General features: G+C 48.2%; 16 protein-coding genes. 8 read left to right on the forward strand and 8 right to left on the reverse strand.

The annotated features are described in order from the left end of the window. Positions 1–7: 7 nt before the first annotated feature. The 4 genes from BLV62_RS09865 to BLV62_RS09880 all read right to left on the reverse strand — a co-directional run bounded on the left by BLV62_RS09865 (position 8) and on the right by BLV62_RS09880 (position 6,035). Positions 8–1,468 carry a RagB/SusD family nutrient uptake outer membrane protein gene (locus BLV62_RS09865; RefSeq protein WP_089761164.1) on the reverse strand — a complete coding sequence of 487 codons (1,461 nt, stop codon included), beginning with the start codon at positions 1,466–1,468 and terminating at the stop codon, positions 8–10. Positions 1,469–1,479: 11 nt separating this feature from the next. Then, a complete protein-coding gene (locus BLV62_RS09870; protein ID WP_089761166.1) occupies positions 1,480–4,740 on the reverse strand; it encodes a SusC/RagA family TonB-linked outer membrane protein in 3,261 nt (1,086 codons plus the stop codon). Between the two features lie 213 nt (positions 4,741–4,953). Continuing rightward, complete coding sequence (locus tag BLV62_RS09875) at positions 4,954–5,256, reverse strand: hypothetical protein (RefSeq protein ID WP_089761168.1); 303 nt, start codon at positions 5,254–5,256, stop codon at positions 4,954–4,956. A 17-nt stretch (positions 5,257–5,273) separates the two neighbouring features. After that, on the reverse strand, positions 5,274–6,035 hold the full coding sequence (locus BLV62_RS09880) for an SGNH/GDSL hydrolase family protein (protein ID WP_089761170.1): 762 nt from the start codon (positions 6,033–6,035) through the stop codon (positions 5,274–5,276). 89 nt (positions 6,036–6,124) lie between these two features. Here BLV62_RS09880 and BLV62_RS09885 point away from each other — a divergent pair, with 89 nt between their 5' ends. Beyond that, positions 6,125–6,445, forward strand: coding sequence for an ArsR/SmtB family transcription factor (locus tag BLV62_RS09885; RefSeq protein WP_089761172.1), 321 nt, complete (start codon positions 6,125–6,127; stop codon positions 6,443–6,445). A 3-nt stretch (positions 6,446–6,448) separates the two neighbouring features. Here the strand turns inward: BLV62_RS09885 and BLV62_RS09890 are convergent, their stop codons facing one another. Continuing rightward, the gene (locus tag BLV62_RS09890; protein ID WP_089761173.1) at positions 6,449–7,096 is read right to left on the reverse strand and encodes a YiiX family permuted papain-like enzyme; all 648 of its coding nucleotides are present in this window, start codon (positions 7,094–7,096) and stop codon (positions 6,449–6,451) included. A 37-nt stretch (positions 7,097–7,133) separates the two neighbouring features. Here BLV62_RS09890 and BLV62_RS09895 point away from each other — a divergent pair, with 37 nt between their 5' ends. Then, positions 7,134–7,664 (forward strand): GNAT family N-acetyltransferase, encoded by a 531-nt coding sequence (locus BLV62_RS09895; RefSeq protein WP_089761175.1) that lies wholly within the window; start codon positions 7,134–7,136, stop codon positions 7,662–7,664. 56 nt (positions 7,665–7,720) lie between these two features. Here the strand turns inward: BLV62_RS09895 and BLV62_RS09900 are convergent, their stop codons facing one another. Next, positions 7,721–8,617: an SMP-30/gluconolactonase/LRE family protein gene (locus BLV62_RS09900; protein WP_089761176.1), complete on the reverse strand. Its 897-nt coding sequence runs from the start codon at positions 8,615–8,617 to the stop codon at positions 7,721–7,723. Between the two features lie 555 nt (positions 8,618–9,172). Then, complete coding sequence (locus BLV62_RS09905) at positions 9,173–10,000, reverse strand: helix-turn-helix domain-containing protein (protein ID WP_089761178.1); 828 nt, start codon at positions 9,998–10,000, stop codon at positions 9,173–9,175. 104 nt (positions 10,001–10,104) lie between these two features. Here BLV62_RS09905 and BLV62_RS09910 point away from each other — a divergent pair, with 104 nt between their 5' ends. From BLV62_RS09910 to BLV62_RS09925, 4 genes are all read left to right on the forward strand, one after another. Further along, positions 10,105–11,082: an NAD-dependent epimerase/dehydratase family protein gene (locus tag BLV62_RS09910; protein WP_089761179.1), complete on the forward strand. Its 978-nt coding sequence runs from the start codon at positions 10,105–10,107 to the stop codon at positions 11,080–11,082. Then, complete coding sequence (locus tag BLV62_RS09915; protein WP_089761181.1) at positions 11,079–11,846, forward strand: 3-oxo-5-alpha-steroid 4-dehydrogenase; 768 nt, start codon at positions 11,079–11,081, stop codon at positions 11,844–11,846. The genes BLV62_RS09910 and BLV62_RS09915 overlap by 4 nt, the downstream gene beginning before the upstream one ends. Positions 11,847–11,855: 9 nt before the next feature. After that, positions 11,856–12,965, forward strand: a complete 1,110-nt coding sequence (locus BLV62_RS09920) for an ABC transporter permease (protein ID WP_089761183.1) — start codon at positions 11,856–11,858, stop codon at positions 12,963–12,965. Between the two features lie 121 nt (positions 12,966–13,086). Next, a complete protein-coding gene (locus tag BLV62_RS09925) occupies positions 13,087–13,482 on the forward strand; it encodes a VOC family protein (protein WP_211117888.1) in 396 nt (131 codons plus the stop codon). A gap of 47 nt (positions 13,483–13,529) precedes the next feature. On the opposite strand, the gene BLV62_RS09930 is transcribed toward BLV62_RS09925, so the two are convergent. Then, positions 13,530–14,648 (reverse strand): TlpA disulfide reductase family protein, encoded by a 1,119-nt coding sequence (locus tag BLV62_RS09930; protein WP_168927929.1) that lies wholly within the window; start codon positions 14,646–14,648, stop codon positions 13,530–13,532. A gap of 171 nt (positions 14,649–14,819) precedes the next feature. On the opposite strand from BLV62_RS09930, the gene BLV62_RS09935 reads away from it, so the two are divergent. Both BLV62_RS09935 and BLV62_RS09940 read left to right on the forward strand, forming a co-directional pair. Then, complete coding sequence (locus BLV62_RS09935; RefSeq protein ID WP_089761187.1) at positions 14,820–15,959, forward strand: efflux RND transporter periplasmic adaptor subunit; 1,140 nt, start codon at positions 14,820–14,822, stop codon at positions 15,957–15,959. 10 nt (positions 15,960–15,969) lie between these two features. Beyond that, positions 15,970–19,089 (forward strand): efflux RND transporter permease subunit, encoded by a 3,120-nt coding sequence (locus BLV62_RS09940; protein WP_089761285.1) that lies wholly within the window; start codon positions 15,970–15,972, stop codon positions 19,087–19,089. The last annotated feature ends 3 nt before the right edge of the window (positions 19,090–19,092 follow it).

Consider the following 19,092-nt stretch of genomic DNA (forward strand, 5'->3'; position numbering starts at 1 on the left):
TTCCTGGTTATGGATTCTGCGGAAAATTCACCGGATCGTTGTGTATATCTATTTCACTTTGAGGTAATGGGAATAATAGCCTGGCCGGCGTAAGAACGGGCGAAGAAAGGTTATACTCCTTCTGCAGGTGCGCCTGCATAATGGCCAGTCCCTTGCTATACCTGATCAGATCAAACCAGCGGTTATTCTCAAATGCCAGTTCTATCCTTCTTTCAGCAAAAACGGCATCGCGGAACGCCGACTGGTTGGGTAAGTCCAGCGCTGTTTTATCCGGCAGTCCTGCCCGTTTCCTCACCTGGTTGAGGAAATAAAAAGCGGTGCCCGGACCATTAGCTGCACTATACCCCTGTTCATTCAGGGCTTCCGCCTGCAGCAGCAGTACATCTGCATAACGCAGGACAGGAAAGCTGTTGCCTCCATCGTTTGTCGCTCCCGGCACATCAAGGTACTTCTTCACATAATTACCTTTCTGCGTAGCGCTGGCACTGACATTGTATATTGTATCCATTGACGCCGCAAACCTCAGATCGCCTTTTTCATAAGCAGCTGCAAGGTCTTTTGTCGGGCGGTTGTTCTGGGAACCTCCGTATTGTGCGCCGTTATAAAAGAAAGAGAAAGGCATCATGTCGGAGAAGAAGGTGTTGCCTTCCGATGGCGTAACTCCTTTCTTAAACCGGACAGTGAACAGGGTTTCGCTGTTAATAGCGGTAGCGGGATTAAAGAGGCTCGCGTAATCTGCAACCAGCGTATAGCCGTTGACGTTTCTCAGTACAGCCAATGCATCTGCCCATTTCTTCTCTGTTACATACACCTTTCCCAACAGGCCGTTTGCTGCGCCGGCAGTTGCCCTGCCATAACCGGCAGTGTTGGTATAAACCGCCGGAAGCAGGTCGGCAGCCTGTTTCAGGTCCTTCTCCAGCTGTGCATATATTTCAGTTACTTCATTCCTTTTATCTTTCAATGATTCGGTAGTAGATTCTGTTTTTACTACCAGGGGCACTTTGCCGTACAACCTTACCAGGTCGAAATAGGCTAACGACCTGAGGAACAACGCTTCGCCCTTGTACTGTTTTTTAGATGAATCGGCGATGGCCGCGCCATCTACCTGGTCCAATACGGCGTTAGCTCTTGATATGATAATATACTCTCCGGCGTATACGTCGCTCAGGAATGGATTGGTTGTGACTTCCCCGAACCAGTCGATCTGGGAAGCCACTCCTGCCAATGCGCCACGGTCGGTGATATCTGTATTATCGCTCCGTACTTCCATAAGATAATAGGCTGATTTACCATAGGTTTTGCTGCTCTGCAACCCGTCGTAGATCGCGTTCACCCCCTGTTCGAAGTCGGAAGCGGTTTTGAAAAATGTTTTAGTAGTTTGATTGGATACAGGGGCCAGATCGATAAAACTTTTCCGGCATGCCATCAATGAAACTGCTGCTGTGATATATAGAATGTATTGTTTCATGGGATCATTTTCTAGAATGAGAGATTAATTCCGGCAATAAAAGTTCTCGGAAGCGGGTAAGTACCGTAGTCTTCACCCTGGCTCAACGGGCTGTCAGGCCTTGCATTCACTTCCGGGTTGTAGCCGGTGTAATGCGTCCAGGTAGCTACGTTCTGTCCTGATACATACACCCGCAGGCCCTGAATTTTATTATGAAACAACTGTTTGTCGAATGTATACCCAAGCGTTACGTTCCGCAGGCGCACATAAGAACCGTCTTCAACGAAGAAAGAACTCGGCTGGGTGCTGTTACCGGTGGTGACGCGGTTAGCGCGCATAGAGTTCCCGTCCCCCGGGTCGCTGGGCGATTTCCAGTAACCCAGTTCTTCAATCATCTGGTTAGCGTTACCTTCACTGTTGTAGATGAAACGGCGCTGCAGGTTCATGATCTGGTTGCCATGGGATGCCTGTAGAGCGATGGAAAGATCGAAACCTTTGTATTTAAAATCGTTGGTCATCCCCCAGATATATTTAGGGAAATAGCTGCCTATTGTAGTCCGGTCATTGGCGTCTATTTTCTTATCATTGTTGTAATCAATGAACCGCCTGTCGCCCGGTTTGGCGCTGGCGTAATGCGGATAGGCGTCTATTTCCGCCTGGTTCTTAAACACGCCGCCGTTCAGGTAGCCGTAGTAGCTGCCAATAGGCGCCCCCACTTTGGTGATATAAAGCTGGGAAATAGTTCCATTGCCGCCATCGGAAATAATAGGCGCATTGTTAGCGCCCAGTTGCAATACTTCGTTCTTATTGGCGGAAATATTGAAGCTGGTGTTCCAGACAAACGGTCCTGTAAAGTTCCGGGTGTTCAGGCCAAACTCCACCCCGCTGTTCCGGACCTTTCCTATATTTTTCAGGGCGGTTGCAAATCCGGAACTATAAGGAACCGGCACATTCAGGAGCAGGTCAGAAGTAGTGGCACGGTAGTAATCGGCATTCAGGTAGATGCGATTTTCAAAGAGACCCAGGTCGATACCGGCATTCAGCTGCAAGGTCTTTTCCCAGGTCAGATCCGGGTTGGCAGGTTGAGACAAACCGGCGCCATTCACCACATTACCTGTACCTGGCCCTAATACATAACCGTTGGACGACAACAGGTCGTAGGAAGCATAGTTAGCGATCTGGAAGTTGCCCGAAGCGCCGTAGCTCACCCTGGCCTTTAATTCAGAAATTACGGGCACTTTGAAGAAGTGTTCGTTGCTGACCAGCCAGCCGGCGGATGCGGCCGGGAAGTAACCCCATTTGTTATTCGGTCCGAACCTGGAGGAGCCGTCGCTCCTGATGCTGGCAGCAATGAAATACCTGTCGTCGAAGTTATAGTTAACCCTGGCCAGGTAGGAGATCAGCGACCATTGACTTTCGGTAGATGTACCGCTTGTTACCGTGGCAGCGTTCAGCGTGTGTACGGCATCGTTAGGGAAGCCGGTTCCGTAGGTTTCATTTGCCCTGGTAACATTCTTTTGAGAGGTATAACCAGCCAGTACATCAAAGCGATGTTTATTAGCTGTAAAATTATAGTTCAGGGTATTCTCCCATAGCCAGTTTATGGATAAGGCAGATTGGGCCGCCCCTTTTGGAACGGTTGGAGCGCCTTGCTGTATTGGTTTATAAGTACCGAGAACAGATGGCCGGAAGAAGTTCCGGTTGAACTGGTTGATGTCTGTTCCGAAAAAGGTTTTAAACTTCAGCCCTTTAATGATGGTGTATTCGGCATAGGCGCTTCCCAGGTTGCGGAGGTGATCCAGCTTATCGTCTATCTGCGTAGCCAATGCTACGGGGTTTTCGCCGCCTGAATAGCCGTAGGCCCAGATGTTCTGCCTGTTGGTTGCCAGGGAGCCATCGGCATTATACACCGGGTAAACCGGCGATGCTTTCAGGGCGTTGCTCAGCACCCCGTCGAAAGTCCAGGGGCCTTCAGAGTTCACCAGGTCGTAATGGGCAACGGTTGGATTCAGGTTCACTCCTACTTTCAGGCGGTCTGTCAGGTTAGCTGTAAGATTGATCCTGGCGCCATAACGCTTGTAGCCGGAGTTGATAATGAGGCCCCGTTGATCCAGGTAATTGCCGGAGATATAGTACTGGAATTTTTCGTTGCCGCCGGATGCGGAGAGCGTATGATTTTGTACAGGAGCATTCCTGAACAGCGCATCCTGCCAGTCGGTATTTACCAATCCCTGTTCTCCTTTCAGGTATGGAAGGATCTCTGGAGGAAGCTGGTAGCTGGAGTTGGCCCTGGTAGCATTGTCGTCGTCGATGCTGGCGTTGGGCTTTGCATCCAGGTAAGCGTTATTCTTTGCATCGTAGGTGTATTTCGACCATTGGTAAGCGTCCATTAATTTGATCTTTTTGCTCACCTGCTGGAAGCCGGCGTACATGGAGTAGCTGAAGCTGGGCGGTCCTGCGGTTTTGCCCTGTTTGGTAGAGATCATGACAACGCCGTTGGATGCCCGGCTGCCGTATATAGCCGAAGCAGAAGCGTCTTTTAATATATCGATAGAAGCGATATCGTCGGGGTTCAGGGTGCTCAAAGGTTCGGGAGATTTCTGGAAGGAAGCCTGCCCGGTTATATTTACCATATCCGTAGCTCCTGTCAAGCCTTTCAGATCGTTGGACAAGGGCACGCCGTCGACCACGTATAACGGATCAGTACCGGCGGATATGGAGTTCAGGCCGCGGATACGTACACTGATGCTGCCGCCGGGAGCTCCTGAGTTCTGCAGGACCTGTACACCGGCTACTTTACCGGCAATAGCCTGCTGCAAACCTGTTACCGGCTGATCTTTCAGATCGGCTGCTTTTACAGAAACAACAGCACCCGTGATCTCTTTGCGGCGTTGGGTTCCGTACCCCACTACCACTACCTGGTTCAATACGGAGGTAGCTTCTTTCAGGGTGATGTTCAGCGTTCTGGCAGCGCCTTCAGCAAGGGCCAGGGGCGCCGATTCTACGGGTTCAAACCCAACAGCGGAGAAGAGCAAACGGTAGGTAACACCCGGTTGTAATCCATTGAGTACATAGGTTCCGTTTGCAGCAGTTTGAGCGCCTATCGTAGCGCCGGTTACATTGCTTTTGGCAACTACCGAGACGCCCGGGACGGGTTCGTTCCTTTCATTGGTCACACTACCTGTAACGGTACTACGTTTTTCCTGCGCCAGCAGGTGCAAAGGGAAGTAAAGGAGCAGCAGCAAAGTACTGATCCATTTCTCCCGGTAAGAAGAAATGTAAAGAAATTTCATAGGGTGAGTTTTAAGGCCCCGCGCAACAGCAGCCAGCAATTCATTCTCTCGGCTAACACATATCCGGGGGCCAGTTACTTAAACTGGTTCAATCCTGTGGTGATTAATGTGCGATTTTAGATTTTCGGATACAAAAATAATGAACAAGTTTTTAGTCTACAAATTTTATAGACTAATAAACAAGATTTTATTTGAATGTAGATAAATTGAGGATTATTTAGACCAGATAAGCAGGTTATCGTCGTCCGGGGTTAAATCGGTTAACTGCTCTTCCCAGCCGGGTAACAATGCAAACACAGTGGGCAAACCGCCTAACAGTTCGAGCCAGCCGCTCATTTCATCGCTCACTTCAAGCACTTCGCCTTTATTGGTCGTGAATACAAGAAAGGTGATCTCTCCCGGGTACGCATATACTTTATAGCCTGTTATGCGTATAACGTCTTCCCAGTTAATAATATCATCGATGCCTTCATCGTATTTTACTGCCAGCTCGTGGTCGTCAAATGCAATATCCATATTGCTAAGTTAGGGATTTAATTAATACCCTTAATCTTCAAAACTTTCCTGATCGCTTTCCCCCATTCTGTGCCTAATACAGCTGCGCCTTCAGGGTTAGGATGCAGATGGAAAATGCCCTGGCCGCCTTTTTCCTGCTGGAACAACTCCGGGTGTTTGCTGAAATATATGAAGCCTTTGGTATAACCTACAAATACTTTGGAAGGATAAGCAGCAGGCATTTTATCGAGCACGGGGAAATAGGTTTGCAAACGGGCCAGCCCTTCTGCCAGGTATCGTGACCTGTTCTGGGTATTGGGACTGTACCAGATTGGATGATGCAGGATTATGATGCTCTGAGGATACATTTTTAAGAGAGAGTCGATAATGGCTTTTACATTTTTCTCGTATTGAGCGGGAGATACCGGCGCCCCGTTCGGTCCTTCAATGGCCGAATCGTTGGTGCCCAACACCATAGAAAACACCAGTTGCGCTGTTGGATCATCTTTATACTGGTTGGCTGCATCTGTTACTTTATTGAACAACCGGTTTGTTGAAGGCAGGAAATCTACGGTGGTAGCCCCGTTTACACCCTGGTTGCTGAATGCCACTTTCCCTTTCAATTGCTGCTGTAACCAGGCCACCGCTTTAGCCGGCGCCGCTTCCTCAGCCGCATTGGGCAAGCCCGCTCCCCTGGTGATGCTGTTGCCTATAAAAACAATATTGACGTTGGATACCTGTGCAGCTACGGCAATAACTGAAAAAACAAAAACGGATAGTATAATTAACCTGCGGAACATATAGCATGATTTGAGCCGGCTAAAATAAGCTATGCGAAGAGGAAGTTCTAATAAAATTTATTTTTATTTTCGTAACCAAACGGTTACTTATGGATGTTTTCCAGGCAATCGCCGACCCCACACGCAGACAGATCATCAGTTTATTAGCCAATGCATCGCTGCCGGTTAACGCAGTGGCGCATAATTTTGACATGACACGGCCCGCCATATCCAAGCACCTGCGCATACTTACCAAATGCGGGCTGGTAACCATCCGCAAAGAAGGAAGGGAACGTTATTGCACGGTTGTACTCAGCCAGCTGGCGGCTATAGGCCACTGGGTTATACAGTACCAGCATTTCTGGACGGATGTACCCGATCCCGCCGCCTATCGCAGGCCTACCTATAAGCGAAGAAAAGACGACCAGTAAAATTCAATTCACTTCTGTCAGCAACGGCGATTCGAACATGGCCACCGGGGAAATGATCGGTTCATCGTATGGTATGTTACCCTGGTAAATGATCTCCATCTGCTTTTTCACCTGGGGGCTCGACAGGTCAAAGGATCTCAGCGTCTGTAAACGGCCGATCTCCAGTCCTGTAACTTCGTGGTATATTTTCCATACCAGTTCGGAACAATATATCCGCTGGTCGGACCAGCCAAAGTAAGGATCATAATCTTTCCCGTTATACTTCTCTCCTGCTTCTTTCATCCTGGCAATAACATCGGGCGTTAGCACCGTGTTGGCATTCTTCAGTCGCTTTATTACAAAATGATCTTTTTTGCCCCGTGCAATCCATTGACGTATAGGCGTGTATCGCACCGGTTGCAAGGCTTCATATACATACCAGCCGTCGGTTCTTTTAAAAATTATACCACAATGACTATATTTGGAATGTGTTGCTAATTGAATGGCCGTACTAAAATCTGATACTGATATCTGAAAAATAATATCACCCTCCTGAATATCAGGCAATTTGACAGCCTCGTGATTTTTGAAAACCAAATTCTGGCCCAGTAATATTCCGCTTAAAAGAAAAAGTGATAATACAATCAATGCACTTTTTAAAGATAATCGCATACCCAAAATTTAGAATAAATATAATAGCTTATCATCAATGGACAGCATTCTTATCGTGCCTGCAATCACTGCGGAAGCAGAGTTACTGCAAAAACTTGCCAGGCAAACTTTTGAAGAAGCCTTTGCCTCCTCTAACACTGCAGCCAATATGCAGTTGTATGCACAGCAAAACTTTACCATTCCCAGGTTAACCGCCGAACTATCAAACCCTGAATCTGAGTTCTTCTGGGCAATGCATAAAATAGACCCTGTAGGGTATCTTAAATTAAACTTCGGCAGCGCCCAGACAGAGTTATTCAACAGTAAGGCGGTAGAACTGGAACGGATATACGTAACTAAAGCCTGGCAGGGAAAAGGGATTGGCCAGCAATTGCTGGACCAGGCCATCGACAGCGCCATTGCGGTTAATGCGCCATTCCTGTGGCTGGGCGTCTGGGAACATAACAAAAATGCAATAGCATTCTATGAAAAGAACCGGTTCGAGGTTTTCGACAAACATCCATTCAAACTGGGGAACGAGGTACAAACCGACCTGCTAATGAGACTGGACCTGCCAGCTAAAAAATAAAGGAAAACAGGAAGGCGTCAGTTACCTGCTGCCTTCCTGTTTTATTTTCACTGCAATCACTCTGCACCCTTTACATTCATTTTTACTGTATAAATACTTTTGCCGGCGGTAACGAACAGGAGCTTCCCGTCTTTTCCACCAAAGCAGGCGTTAGCCGTCCAGCTTTCAGGAATAGGTATATGCCCGATCTGTTCTCCATTTTTATTGATCACCCTGATGCCATTGCCACACAGGTAAAGGTTTCCATCTTCATCTAACGCCATTCCATCCGTAGTAAAATTTGTAACTGCTTCCTGGTTAACCAGCTTTCCACCCTCTCCTACAGCGTACCTGTAGATCTTTCCTCCATCTATATCCGCCACATACACGGTTTTACCATCTTTAGTACCTATAATGCCGTTGGGCTTTTTAAAGTCTTCTGCCGCTATTACAGGTTCCTTGGCGCCAGGGGCCAGGTAATACACGCGTTGCTCTTTAATATCGGGCTGTTTGCGGTCCCAGTACTCGCGTTGGTAATACGGGTCTGTAAAAAAGATACCGCCGTCAGGTGCAACCCAAACGTCGTTAGGCCCGTTCAACCGCCTGTTGCCGAAATTATTCACCAATACTGTTACTTTCTTTTTAGGAGAGATCAGCCATAGTTCGTCTTTTTCGTCAGCGCATGCAATGAGGTTCCCTTTCCTGTCGAAATACAGCCCGTTAGCCCTTCCCGCTTTATCCAGGAACAGGGAAAGTTTACCTTTTGTGTCGTACTTCCAGATAGCATTGTTGGGTTGGTCTGTAAAGTAAATATTTCCCTTCTTATCTGCTGCGGGGCCTTCCGTGAATGCAAACTGGCTGGATACCAGGACAGGTTGCGCCCCCGCTGCCACTGTTTTAGGCAGTGAAGTCTGAGCCATCAGCTGCCAGCTACAGAAACTAATTACTAACGTGGAACAGAATTTAAGTCGCATAGCTAAATTTTTCTTGATTTATGCAATGGTAATAATTCTGTCTTGAAATTTTATCAAAAAAAAACGGCTGCCCTGTCGGTGCAGCCGAAAACTATGACTCTGTAAGATTTCCTTCCCCAAGGAAATAGTACAGAAAATACTGTTCATAAAAATGAACGGTCTACTTTAATAGGATCAAGAAATAGAAAAAACTTATTCAGATTTTGGTTGATGAAAATCAGATCTCATCATCCTTAATTTTTTAGTACAGTTGTCGGTTACAGCATCGTTTATATAGTCAATTTTCATTACCATATAATATTATTGGGGCTAAAACGATGAATGAAATTTAACCCTATTTTAGAATGGCAATTAAAATTTCAGGCATAGTAATAACATAACAACTGGCTCCGGCCAGTTGAGATAGCGGGCAAACATTCCTTTTAAATGTTGTTTTGGGTGAACCAGGCTCCTATTTGCCGGATCATGCTACCTCATGGAGAAAAGCCGTGTACTGAATTCGTTGCAAAATTATCTTGACTAGCAACCTCTTCATAGTACAAATACGACATTTTTTTACTCCATGAACTTATGTAGCCGGATAGTGGCTTTTAATTCGTCTTCCTGGATAAAGGAGGGAGTGATCCCGGCAAACCTCTTGAATTCGCGGATAAAGTGCATCTGATCGTAATACCCGCTATGGTAGGCAATTTCCGTCCATGTTTTCTGGGGAAACATTTCTTTCATCTGGTAGGCTTTGCAAAAGCGGATCAGCATGGCATATTGTTTCGGGGACATGCCCAGGCGTTCATTACATTTCCTTTCAAACTGGCGGAGGCTCATACAGGCCAGGGCCGCTATTTCATCCATCGATTTCCTCCCCTGGCTCCTCACCAATTCGCCCATGGCCCTGTCTACAGGCAATAAAGGCTTTATTTTTTCGATTCGTTTCAACAGGTAGAATTCCACTATACGGGTCATTTCATCCCAGTCCTCCGCTCCTTTCAACCGTTCTGTGATTTCATCTATTTCCGAACCCAGGAGCAGGCGGGTATCAATGTCTTTTTCATAAAGTTCCGGCATGGGGATCCTCAGCAACCTATGCAGGCCGCCTGGCTGGAAAGCAATGCAAAACGCCAGGTGTTTTTGCCCCATATCGAGGGTCACGGGTTGTTCCTGCGGACCGATTGTTACACAAACCGGCTTGGTGACATATCCTTCCTTTTCGCTTTTGAATACTTTAATGGGATCTTCCAGGTAAAAAATGATATAACGTTGGTAGGCGGGTACAAAGCGATAAATATTTGTCAGGTCATTGTTTTGGCTAAAGTCTACAGCATAGATACTAATACAGTGTACAAAATCCTGCAAAGCCGGATGCGGTCTGTAAATTTTGCTTCTCATCGTTGTGACGGCTAAATGATAATTCAGTACTTTTCACGACAAATATATAAAAAGCCCTCCATTGGAGCTAAAACCTTATCTTATGCTCCTATTTATTCAGAAAAATGGAGATTGCAATAACCGGGGCAACAGGATTTATTGGTTCGGCGCTCATCCCGATATTACTGGAACAAGGACATACCCTTAGGTTGCTAACCAGGCGGCCCATAACTGAAGCTCCGCCCGGCGTTGCCTGGGTGCATGGCGACCTGGAGAATGCCGCCAGCCTGGCGGCCCTCACCCGTGGCGCCTCTGTGGTTATTCACCTGGCAGCGGTGATCAGTGTCAGCGATAAACCCGATCCACGCGTTCACCATCTCAATACCGCAGGTACCGAAGCTATCTTAACAGCAGCCAGGGAGGCGGGCGTCCGCAGGTTTATTCACCTGAGTTCCATCACTGCGTTTAACCAATATCCCTACGATGAACCGATGGATGAATCAAGACCTCCTTCTACCTCTGTTACTCCCGGGTACGATTACTCGAAAACATTATCGCAGGCCTGTGCGCTGGCCTTTGACAGCCCTGAAATGGATGTTATCGTATTGGCGCCAACCGCCGTGATCGGCCCTCATGATCATGCCCCTTCACTGATAGGGAAAGCGGTCATCAACCTTTATAAGGGAAAGATACCCGCCTTGTTCCCCGGCGGGGTGGATTTCGTGGATGTAAGGGACCTTGGAATGGCTATTGTACAGGCCATACGCCAGGGCGCGAAAGGTCAGGTATATATTATCAGCGGTCACTGGAAAAGCCTGGCCGAACTGGCATACAGCATCGGCAAGTTAAGAGGAAGGCCTGTCAGGTTGCCGGTGGCGCCGTTATGGCTGGTGTTTGGCATGCTGCCATTGGTCAATGCCTGGTCACGGATTACAGGTGGCCCGCCCTATTACACCAGGCAATCCGTATATAACCTTATTTACAGCAACAGGAAGATAAGTCATACCAAGGCGGCCAGGGATCTCGGTTTTCATCCCCGGCCCTTTGAAACTACCCTGCAGGACACAATTAATTGGTTTAAAGAAACGGGAGCTATCTTATGATCAACAACTTTACATTTGAACAGTACAGAACATTTATATGGTGCTGGATAGCGCTGGCCCTGGTCGCCGGTATCTACCTGCTGAAGCAGGACGCTCCTTACGGGCGGTTCAGCAGCACAAAATGGGGACCGATGATCAGCAACCGGACCGGGTGGCTGATCATGGAAGCGACGGTGCTGGTTACCTTCTATTGCTGGTTGCCTCCCGGTTCAGTTAATTGGACAAGCCCCGCCGGAGTAATGATCCTCCTGTTCACAGTACACTACATTAACCGCAGCTTTATTTTTCCGTTCAGGATCCGTACGAAAGGCAAGAAAATGCCGGTGGCCATCATGCTATCGGCCATTGTTTTCAATACCGTGAATGGTTCCTTGTTAGGTTGCTGGTTTGCCAGGTGGGCTGTTTATCCATCCGGCTGGTTCTACTCCCCTGCTTTCCTGCTTGGCACATGCCTGTTTATTACAGGTATGTCCATCAACTGGTGGGCAGATCACCAGTTGATCCAACTGCGTGGAAAAGGCGATACCGGTTACAAAATACCAGAGAAAGGATTGTTTCAATATCTTACCTCGCCTAATTTAAGTGGAGAGATGCTGGAATGGGCGGGATTTGCAATCCTGACCTGGAGTTTGCCCGGCTTGGCATTTGCGGTATGGACCTGTGCCAACCTGGTGCCCAGGGCGATCTCCAACCACCGGTGGTATCGCCAACAATTTGCAGGTTACCCGGTTGAAAGAAAAATATTGCTTCCGTTTATCTGGTAATGATCCCATATGTCAAAGAAAAAATACAGTCAGTTAAAAGCAGCATTGGTGCTGGCAAAAGCCAGCTTGATAGCAACTATCAGGAGCCCTACATCCGTTGTGTTTGCGTTATTGTTCCCGCTGATATTCGTAACCGTTTTCGGCGCCATGGTCGACAATTCGGCTGTTAAGGTTTCGTTGGTCCTTTCTCCGCATAGCGATACAACCAGCCCTATGTATAAGGCCATCAAGGCTGTTCCTTTTTTCAAATTATCGGCGGGCGCCGATTCAGCCGCTATGCTTACTGCGCTAAGCAAGGGAAGGATTGCGGGTATCCTGCACCTTCATAGTCCTGCAATGAAGAACAACGTTCCTTTTTTCGGAACAGATCTTTTAGCCAGCAGCGCAGTGGCAGATAAACTGCCCTTGATAAAGGCCGCTTTACAGGAAGCCGCATCGGGCGTTAACCAGCAGGTATTGCCTGGCCAGCCGGTGGCCGCAAGCATCCAGGTGGTTGAAATACCGGGAAGGATATACAGGAAAATAGATTTTATCTTACCGGGGCAACTGGGATTCTCCCTGCTGATGGCGGGCGTATTCGGTTCTGCATTCCTCCTCTTTAATCTCCGGCATACCCTGGTGTTAAAACGTTTGTCTGTAACTCCCATTAAAAATTCTTTTTTATTGCTGGGAGAAATGATCAGCAGGTTGCTCTTCCAGATACTGTGTTTTATCATCATCACCGCACTGGGTTATTATGCCTTTAAATTCACACTGGTTAACGGTCTTGTCACCTTCCTTGAAATGCTGTTGTTATCGGTTTTTGGGCTGATCATTTTTATGGGGATAGGATTTATTATCAGTGGCCTTATCAAAAATGAAAGTTCTATAGCTCCTGTGGCCAATACCTTAACCGTACCGCAGATCCTACTATGCGGATTATTTTTCCCGATAGAAGATTACCCCGCCTGGCTGCGAAGTTTCTGTGAGCTTTTACCGCTGACATTCTTCGTGGATGGCCTTCGCAAAATTGCGTTCGAGGGGTTGCATATCTGGCAGATACCTGTGCAGCTGGCAGGTTTGGCTATCTGGTCTGTGATCGTTGCCTTCTTCTCTGTCAGGCTGTTTAAATGGGAATAAAAAGATGTCCTGACCGCCCCCACGATTGTCCTGTTCTACCGCCGGTGTAACAACAGGGCAGCCATATCTTTGTTTTGCAAAACAACATTAACAATGGCAGCAGTTAATCCTTATTTACAGTTTGACGGCAATTGTGAAGCCGCTTTCAATTTTTACAGGTCTGTATTCCAAACAGAATTCCAGACGTTATCACGATTTGGCGACGCGCCTGCAAACGGCGGCATCTGCCCCCGGCCCCGAAAACAACATCATGCACGTAGCGCTTCCGATAGGGCGTGGTACTTTATTGATGGGAAGCGATACTCCCGAAGGCAGTCCCGCCTTCCAGGAGGGCAATAATTTTGCATTGGCGCTGAACCCGGACAATGAAGAAGAAGCAAAACGCCTTTTTGCTGCGCTTTCTGAAGGCGGAACAGTGATAATGCCTATGGAAAAAACTTTCTGGGGCGCATTGTTTGGATTGGTGAAAGATGCGTATGGTATTTCCTGGATGGTGAATTACATGTTAGCTCAGTAACAGCATTTAAAAAAGCGCCGGGGAGAATATGTCCCCGGCGCTCCTGTTTATTTTATAACCTCTGCCAGCTTTGCTTCCAGGGCAGGGCCTCTCAGGTTCTTGCCGAGGATGCGGCCATCAGGTCCCAGTAAATAATTGGTTGGTACCCCTCTGACCCCGTATTGTTTGGCAACGGCATTATCCCAGTATTTCAGGTCAGATACATGCACAAAATCGCCTAACCCGTCTTTTTCAATAGCGCCTAACCACGCAGCTTTCTTGCCCGGCTGATCCAGCGATACGCTCAGCACCATGAAATTCTTTTCTTTGTACTTCCTGTATGCAGCCAGTACATTAGGGTTTTCCTGCCTGCACGGTCCGCACCAGGAAGCCCAGAAATCCAACAGTACATACTTACCGCGGAAATCAGATAATTTTACCGGGTGATCGTTGATATCATTCTGTACAAAATCCGGCGCCACTGCCCCTACTGCGAGTTTTCTTTCGGTGTCCATCGCCTTTTGGAATTCTTTACCGGCAGCGCTGTTTCTGACATCGGCATTCAGGCTGTTGAACATTGGCGTAAGCACAGACAGGTTCATGTTATTCATGACAGCCAGTTCTTTCAGGGCCACCACGCTGAAGAAAGAGGCAGGATGCTCCTTCACGTACTGCTGCTGCAATTGCTGTTTTTGGCTGATAGCCTCGTGATACCTTTTGTTCAGGCCATTCATAAAAACGGTATCTTTTTGCTGTGCCGGCGTAGAAGCGGCGAAGTCGCGGTTGATACCAGCCATAGCGCTGTCGAAAGCTGAAATATAGCGTTTGTAATCTTCAAACCCTTTATTAACCGTTCCTGATTCCACTGCGGCAGTAGAAAGAGAATTTCCCGCCAGCCTGATTGTTCCCGGTTCCAGGTAAAGCAGGCGCCTTTCGGGTTCCCCTTCGCCGTCTTTCTCTTTAATGATCAGCATTGCCAGTTCAGGAGCGCTTACTTTTCCTTTTAGCACAAACTGCCCGTTCACCAGGTAGGCCGAGTCCTGTATGATCTCTCCGCTGGTCCGCCTGTCGAGCAAGGCCATAGCTCCCGGTTTGCTGTCCTTGAATTTCCCCTGCAAAGTGAACTGCTGTTGCGCCTTTACAGACACTGACAACCCCAGAGCTGCCACAAATACCCATTGTTTCATAAACATTTAGATGATTGGTTATATGGAACAAAGAAAAAAACCGGTAAAATCTTAGCGCCCCGGCTAAACTTTCGTAAAAATATCCTGTCGGAGATTGAACAATAACCTTTACCGATAGGTTAGTGTTTATATCAAAGCTCACTGTTCAGTTTAAACGAAGTTTTAAAAATTATGAGGAAAATAGTTGCCGCTATGCTACTACTGGGGATCCTGGGAGCCTGCAAATCGAAAAAAGGCGGTACCGCGACCCAGGGGATCAAATCGTACCCGGTCATCACAGTACAACGGCAAAAAGCAGTCATCAACTCTGACTACCCGGCCACTATACAGGGTATCCAGAATATCGAGATCCGACCGAAAATAGATGGTTATGTAGAAGCTATTTATGTTGACGAAGGTGCTACTGTTAAAAAAGGCCAACTGTTGTTCAAGATCAACGCTCCCCAATACGAACAAAACGTAAACACTGCCAAAGCCAATATCAAGATTGCCATTGCCGATGTGAACGCCGCTACCATGCAGGTGAATAAAGTAAAACCGCTGGTAGAGAAAGATATCGTGAGTGCATATGAACTGGAATCTGCCCAGTATACCCTGCAGTCTAAACAGGCCGCATTGGCGCAGGCACAGGCCGCTTACCAGAACGCGCTGACCAATCTCAGTTATACAACGATCTACAGCCCTGCCGACGGGGTTATAGGCATACTCCCCTACAAGATCGGCAGCCTGGTGAACAGCAATACCACCAACCCATTGACTACGGTATCGGATATATCGCAGATCTACGCTTATTTCTCTATTAACGAGCGGCAGGGACTCGACTTCTTCCTTTCTTCCAAGGGAACAACCATGCAGGAGAAACTGAAAACCCTGCCACCGGTAAGCCTGGTGCTGGCCAACGGGATTGTGCTCCCGAAACCCGGACGGGTAGAAACCGCCAGTGGGCTGATCAACCCGCAAACCGGGGCGCTCAATATGAGGGCTACCTTCGAGAATCCTGACGGCCTGGTAAGAAGCGGCAGCAGCGCCATTGTAAGAATACCCCAACCAATCGATACGGCGTTACTCGTACCCCAGAAATCTACCTACCAGATACAGGGAAAACTGTTCGTGTATGTGCTGGATGCAGACAACAAAGTAAGATCCGTAGATATCGGCTCCAATGTAAATGCAGCCGGCCAGTCGTTCGTTGTGCAACACGGGCTGAAACCCGGCGATAAAATAGTAGTAGATGGTATCGGCAGTTTAAGAGAAGACCAGTTGATCGCTCCCCGGCCGGTGAATGCCGACAGCCTGTTTAAAAGCCTGTAAAAAGAACGCCATGCTAAAAAGATTTATTGAACGGCCGGTATTATCAACAGTAGTTTCAATCATCATTGTTACCCTGGGGATCATAGGATTGGTAACGCTACCCATCAGCCAGTACCCGGATATTGCGCCTCCTACCATCCAGGTGCAGACCAGCTACAGCGGCGCCAATGCGGATGTTGTGCTGAAAAGCGTGATCGTGCCGCTGGAACAGCAGATCAACGGGGTCGAGAACATGGACTATATTACTTCCACCGCCGGTAACGACGGTTCTGCAAATATTACAGTGAGCTTCAAGATAGGCAGCGATCCGAATATGGCGGCTGTGAACGTACAGAACGCAGTAGCCAGGGCCAATCCACAACTGCCGCAGGACGTTGTTCGTTCGGGCGTTACCGTGCAGAAGAAGCAGACCAGCAACCTGCTCATCTTTTCTATCTACAGTACCAATCCATCTTTCGACCAGACCTTCCTGCAGAACTATGCAGATATCAATATAACGCCGGTGATTAAACGCATACCCGGTGTAGGCGACGCGTCAGCTTCCGGAAATATGGACTATTCCATGCGCATCTGGCTGAACAGCCAGGCCATGGCCTCTTATGGACTTGTGCCGGCAGATATTACCGCTGCGCTGGCAGAGCAGAATATACAGGCGGCTCCGGGACAGTTCGGGGAAAGCGGCGGCCAGTCGTTCCAATATGTTATAAAATATCCAGGCACCCTCATAGATACTACCCAGTTTGGCAATATTGTATTACGTTCCAACCTGCGCAGCCGGTTGCTGAGGCTTAAAGATGTTGCCAGGATAGAGCTGGGCGCCCTGAGTTATTTCAATAGTACCCGCACCAATGGTTATCCGGCCGTTTCTATCAGCGTTGCACAGGTAGCCGGCTCCAATGCCCGCGACGTGATCACCCAAACGCTGAAAGTAATGGAAGATGCCTCTAAATCGTTCCCCAACGGAGTGAAATACGTGGTATTGCAGAACGTTGACTGGTTCCTTTCTGCATCGATAGAAAAAGTATTGCATACCTTGTTTGAGGCGTTCATACTGGTATTCATCGTTGTATTCCTTTTCCTGCAGGATCTCAGGTCCACGTTAATCCCGGCTATATCCGTACCCGTGGCAATTGTCGGCACCTTCTTCTTTTTAAAGCTTTTTGGTTTTACCATCAACTTACTGACCCTGTTTGCTTTGATACTGGCTATAGGTATTGTAGTGGATGATGCCATCGTGATAGTGGAAGCGGTGCATGCGCGGCTTGACCAGGGCGCTTCAGACGCCAGGCAGGCCAGCATCGACGCGCTGGACGAGATCAGCAGCGCCATTATATCCATTACCCTTGTCATGTCGGCGGTTTTCATCCCCGTAAGCTTTATTACCGGTTCTTCCGGCGTGTTCTATAAGCAGTTCGGGCTTACGCTTGCCACGTCCATTATTTTATCGGCCATTAATGCGCTGACGCTGAGCCCTGCGCTCTGCGCCCTGTTCCTGAAACCGCATGATGATAAACATAAAAAGCAAAACTTCCTGCAACGTTTTTATACTGCATTTAACGTAGGATTTGAAAGGGTTACGAAGAAATACACGGATACCTTATCCTTTTTCAGCAAACATAAATGGTTACCTGTGGCCATCCTTGTACTCTTCAGCGCGGGACTGGTCATACTGGCTAAAACGACGCCTACGGGGTTTGTGCCGGAAGAAGACCTGGGTACTATCAACTGTAATATCAGTTTGCCTCCGGGAGCTTCGTTGCAAAGAACGGATGTAGTTACCAGGAGAATTGAATCGCTGGTGAAAACTATCCCCGAGATCAATAACGTGCTGGCGGTAACGGGGCGCGGACAGCTCTCCGGAACCGGCAGCAACTATGGCATGGTAGTAATGCGGCTCATTCCCTGGGATCAGCGAACGAGAACTATCCAGCAGATCATCAAAGAGCTGAACCAGAAAACTGCCAACTTCACCGAGGCGGAAGTAAAGTTTTTTGCGCCCGGCACTATCCAGGGTTTCGGGGCATCCAACGGGTTTGCCTTCCAGTTGCAGGATAAAACAGGCGGCGATATAGCACATTTCTATAAAGTAGGGAAAGACTTCCTGAATGTACTGAACGAACAACCGGAGATACAGTTTGCTACTACATCTTTCAATCCCAACTTTGCGCAATACCTGATGGAAGTAAATGTGCCGAAGATCAAAGATGCAGGGTTGAAAGTAACAGATATTACCAGCGCCATGCAGGGTTACTATGGTGGTATTTACGCCTCCAATTTCAACCAGTTCGGGCAGCAGTACCGGGTAATGGTACAGGCTTCGCCTGAATACCGGACAACGCCGGAAACCATGAACGGAGTATTTGTTCGTACAGCCGATGGCGTGATGGTGCCTATTACTGAGTTTGTGACGCTGAGCCAGACCTATGGCCCGCAGTCGATCACCCGCTTTAATCTTTTCAATTCCATCAGTATCAACGGAACGCCCAACCCGGCATACAGTTCAGGAGAGGCTATCGCGGCTATCCAGAGGGCCGCGGCGGAAGCGCTGCCACCCGGCTTTGGTTACGAGTTTTCGGGTATCACCAGGGAAGAACTTTCCGGTAATAAGCAAACCATATACATCTTCCTGCTCTGCCTCATTTTCGTATACCTGTTGCTGAGCGCCCAGTACGAAAGCTATATTCTTCCGCTGGCCATCCTGCTCACTATCCCGGTGGGGATCTTCGGCGCTTTCCTTTTTGCGAAGCTCTTTGGCATTAGCAACAATATTTATGTGCAGATCACTTTCATTATGCTGATAGGGCTGTTGGCCAAGAATGCGATCCTGATCGTAGAATATGCCGTGGAAAGGCGACGCGCGGGGATGAGCATCCCCGAGGCGGCCATTAACGGCGCCAAGGCAAGGTTAAGGCCTATTCTCATGACATCCTTTGCGTTCATACTGGGATTGATCCCCCTGATGATCGCAACTGGCGCCGGTGCAAACGGCAACAGGTCAATAGGCACCGGGGCGGTAGGCGGAATGCTGATAGGTACCGTGTTTGGGATCTTCATCACCCCAACCCTTTTTATCCTCTTCCAGCTTTTACAAGAAAAAGTAAAACGGCCAAAAGCTGTAAAGATCAAATGATAG

Origin of the sequence: Chitinophaga terrae (ex Kim and Jung 2007) (genome assembly GCF_900107795.1) — a bacterium.
Classification (GTDB): Bacteria; Bacteroidota; Bacteroidia; order Chitinophagales; family Chitinophagaceae; genus Chitinophaga; species Chitinophaga terrae.

What these genes read in the sequence shown, in the direction of transcription:
- BLV62_RS09920 (WP_089761183.1), top strand. Translation starts at nt 11,856, where the DNA reads ATGTCAAAGAAAAAATACAGTCAGTTAAAAGCAGCATTGGTGCTGGCA.
- BLV62_RS09880 (WP_089761170.1), bottom strand. Translation starts at nt 6,035, where the DNA reads ATGTTCCGCAGGTTAATTATACTATCCGTTTTTGTTTTTTCAGTTATT.
- BLV62_RS09910 (WP_089761179.1), top strand. Translation starts at nt 10,105, where the DNA reads ATGGAGATTGCAATAACCGGGGCAACAGGATTTATTGGTTCGGCGCTC.
- BLV62_RS09865 (WP_089761164.1), bottom strand. Translation starts at nt 1,468, where the DNA reads ATGAAACAATACATTCTATATATCACAGCAGCAGTTTCATTGATGGCA.
- BLV62_RS09870 (WP_089761166.1), bottom strand. Translation starts at nt 4,740, where the DNA reads ATGAAATTTCTTTACATTTCTTCTTACCGGGAGAAATGGATCAGTACT.
- BLV62_RS09885 (WP_089761172.1), top strand. Translation starts at nt 6,125, where the DNA reads ATGGATGTTTTCCAGGCAATCGCCGACCCCACACGCAGACAGATCATC.
- BLV62_RS09900 (WP_089761176.1), bottom strand. Translation starts at nt 8,617, where the DNA reads ATGCGACTTAAATTCTGTTCCACGTTAGTAATTAGTTTCTGTAGCTGG.
- BLV62_RS09895 (WP_089761175.1), top strand. Translation starts at nt 7,134, where the DNA reads ATGGACAGCATTCTTATCGTGCCTGCAATCACTGCGGAAGCAGAGTTA.
- BLV62_RS09940 (WP_089761285.1), top strand. Translation starts at nt 15,970, where the DNA reads ATGCTAAAAAGATTTATTGAACGGCCGGTATTATCAACAGTAGTTTCA.
- BLV62_RS09905 (WP_089761178.1), bottom strand. Translation starts at nt 10,000, where the DNA reads ATGAGAAGCAAAATTTACAGACCGCATCCGGCTTTGCAGGATTTTGTA.
- BLV62_RS09935 (WP_089761187.1), top strand. Translation starts at nt 14,820, where the DNA reads ATGAGGAAAATAGTTGCCGCTATGCTACTACTGGGGATCCTGGGAGCC.
- BLV62_RS09890 (WP_089761173.1), bottom strand. Translation starts at nt 7,096, where the DNA reads ATGCGATTATCTTTAAAAAGTGCATTGATTGTATTATCACTTTTTCTT.
- BLV62_RS09915 (WP_089761181.1), top strand. Translation starts at nt 11,079, where the DNA reads ATGATCAACAACTTTACATTTGAACAGTACAGAACATTTATATGGTGC.
- BLV62_RS09930 (WP_168927929.1), bottom strand. Translation starts at nt 14,648, where the DNA reads ATGAAACAATGGGTATTTGTGGCAGCTCTGGGGTTGTCAGTGTCTGTA.
- BLV62_RS09875 (WP_089761168.1), bottom strand. Translation starts at nt 5,256, where the DNA reads ATGGATATTGCATTTGACGACCACGAGCTGGCAGTAAAATACGATGAA.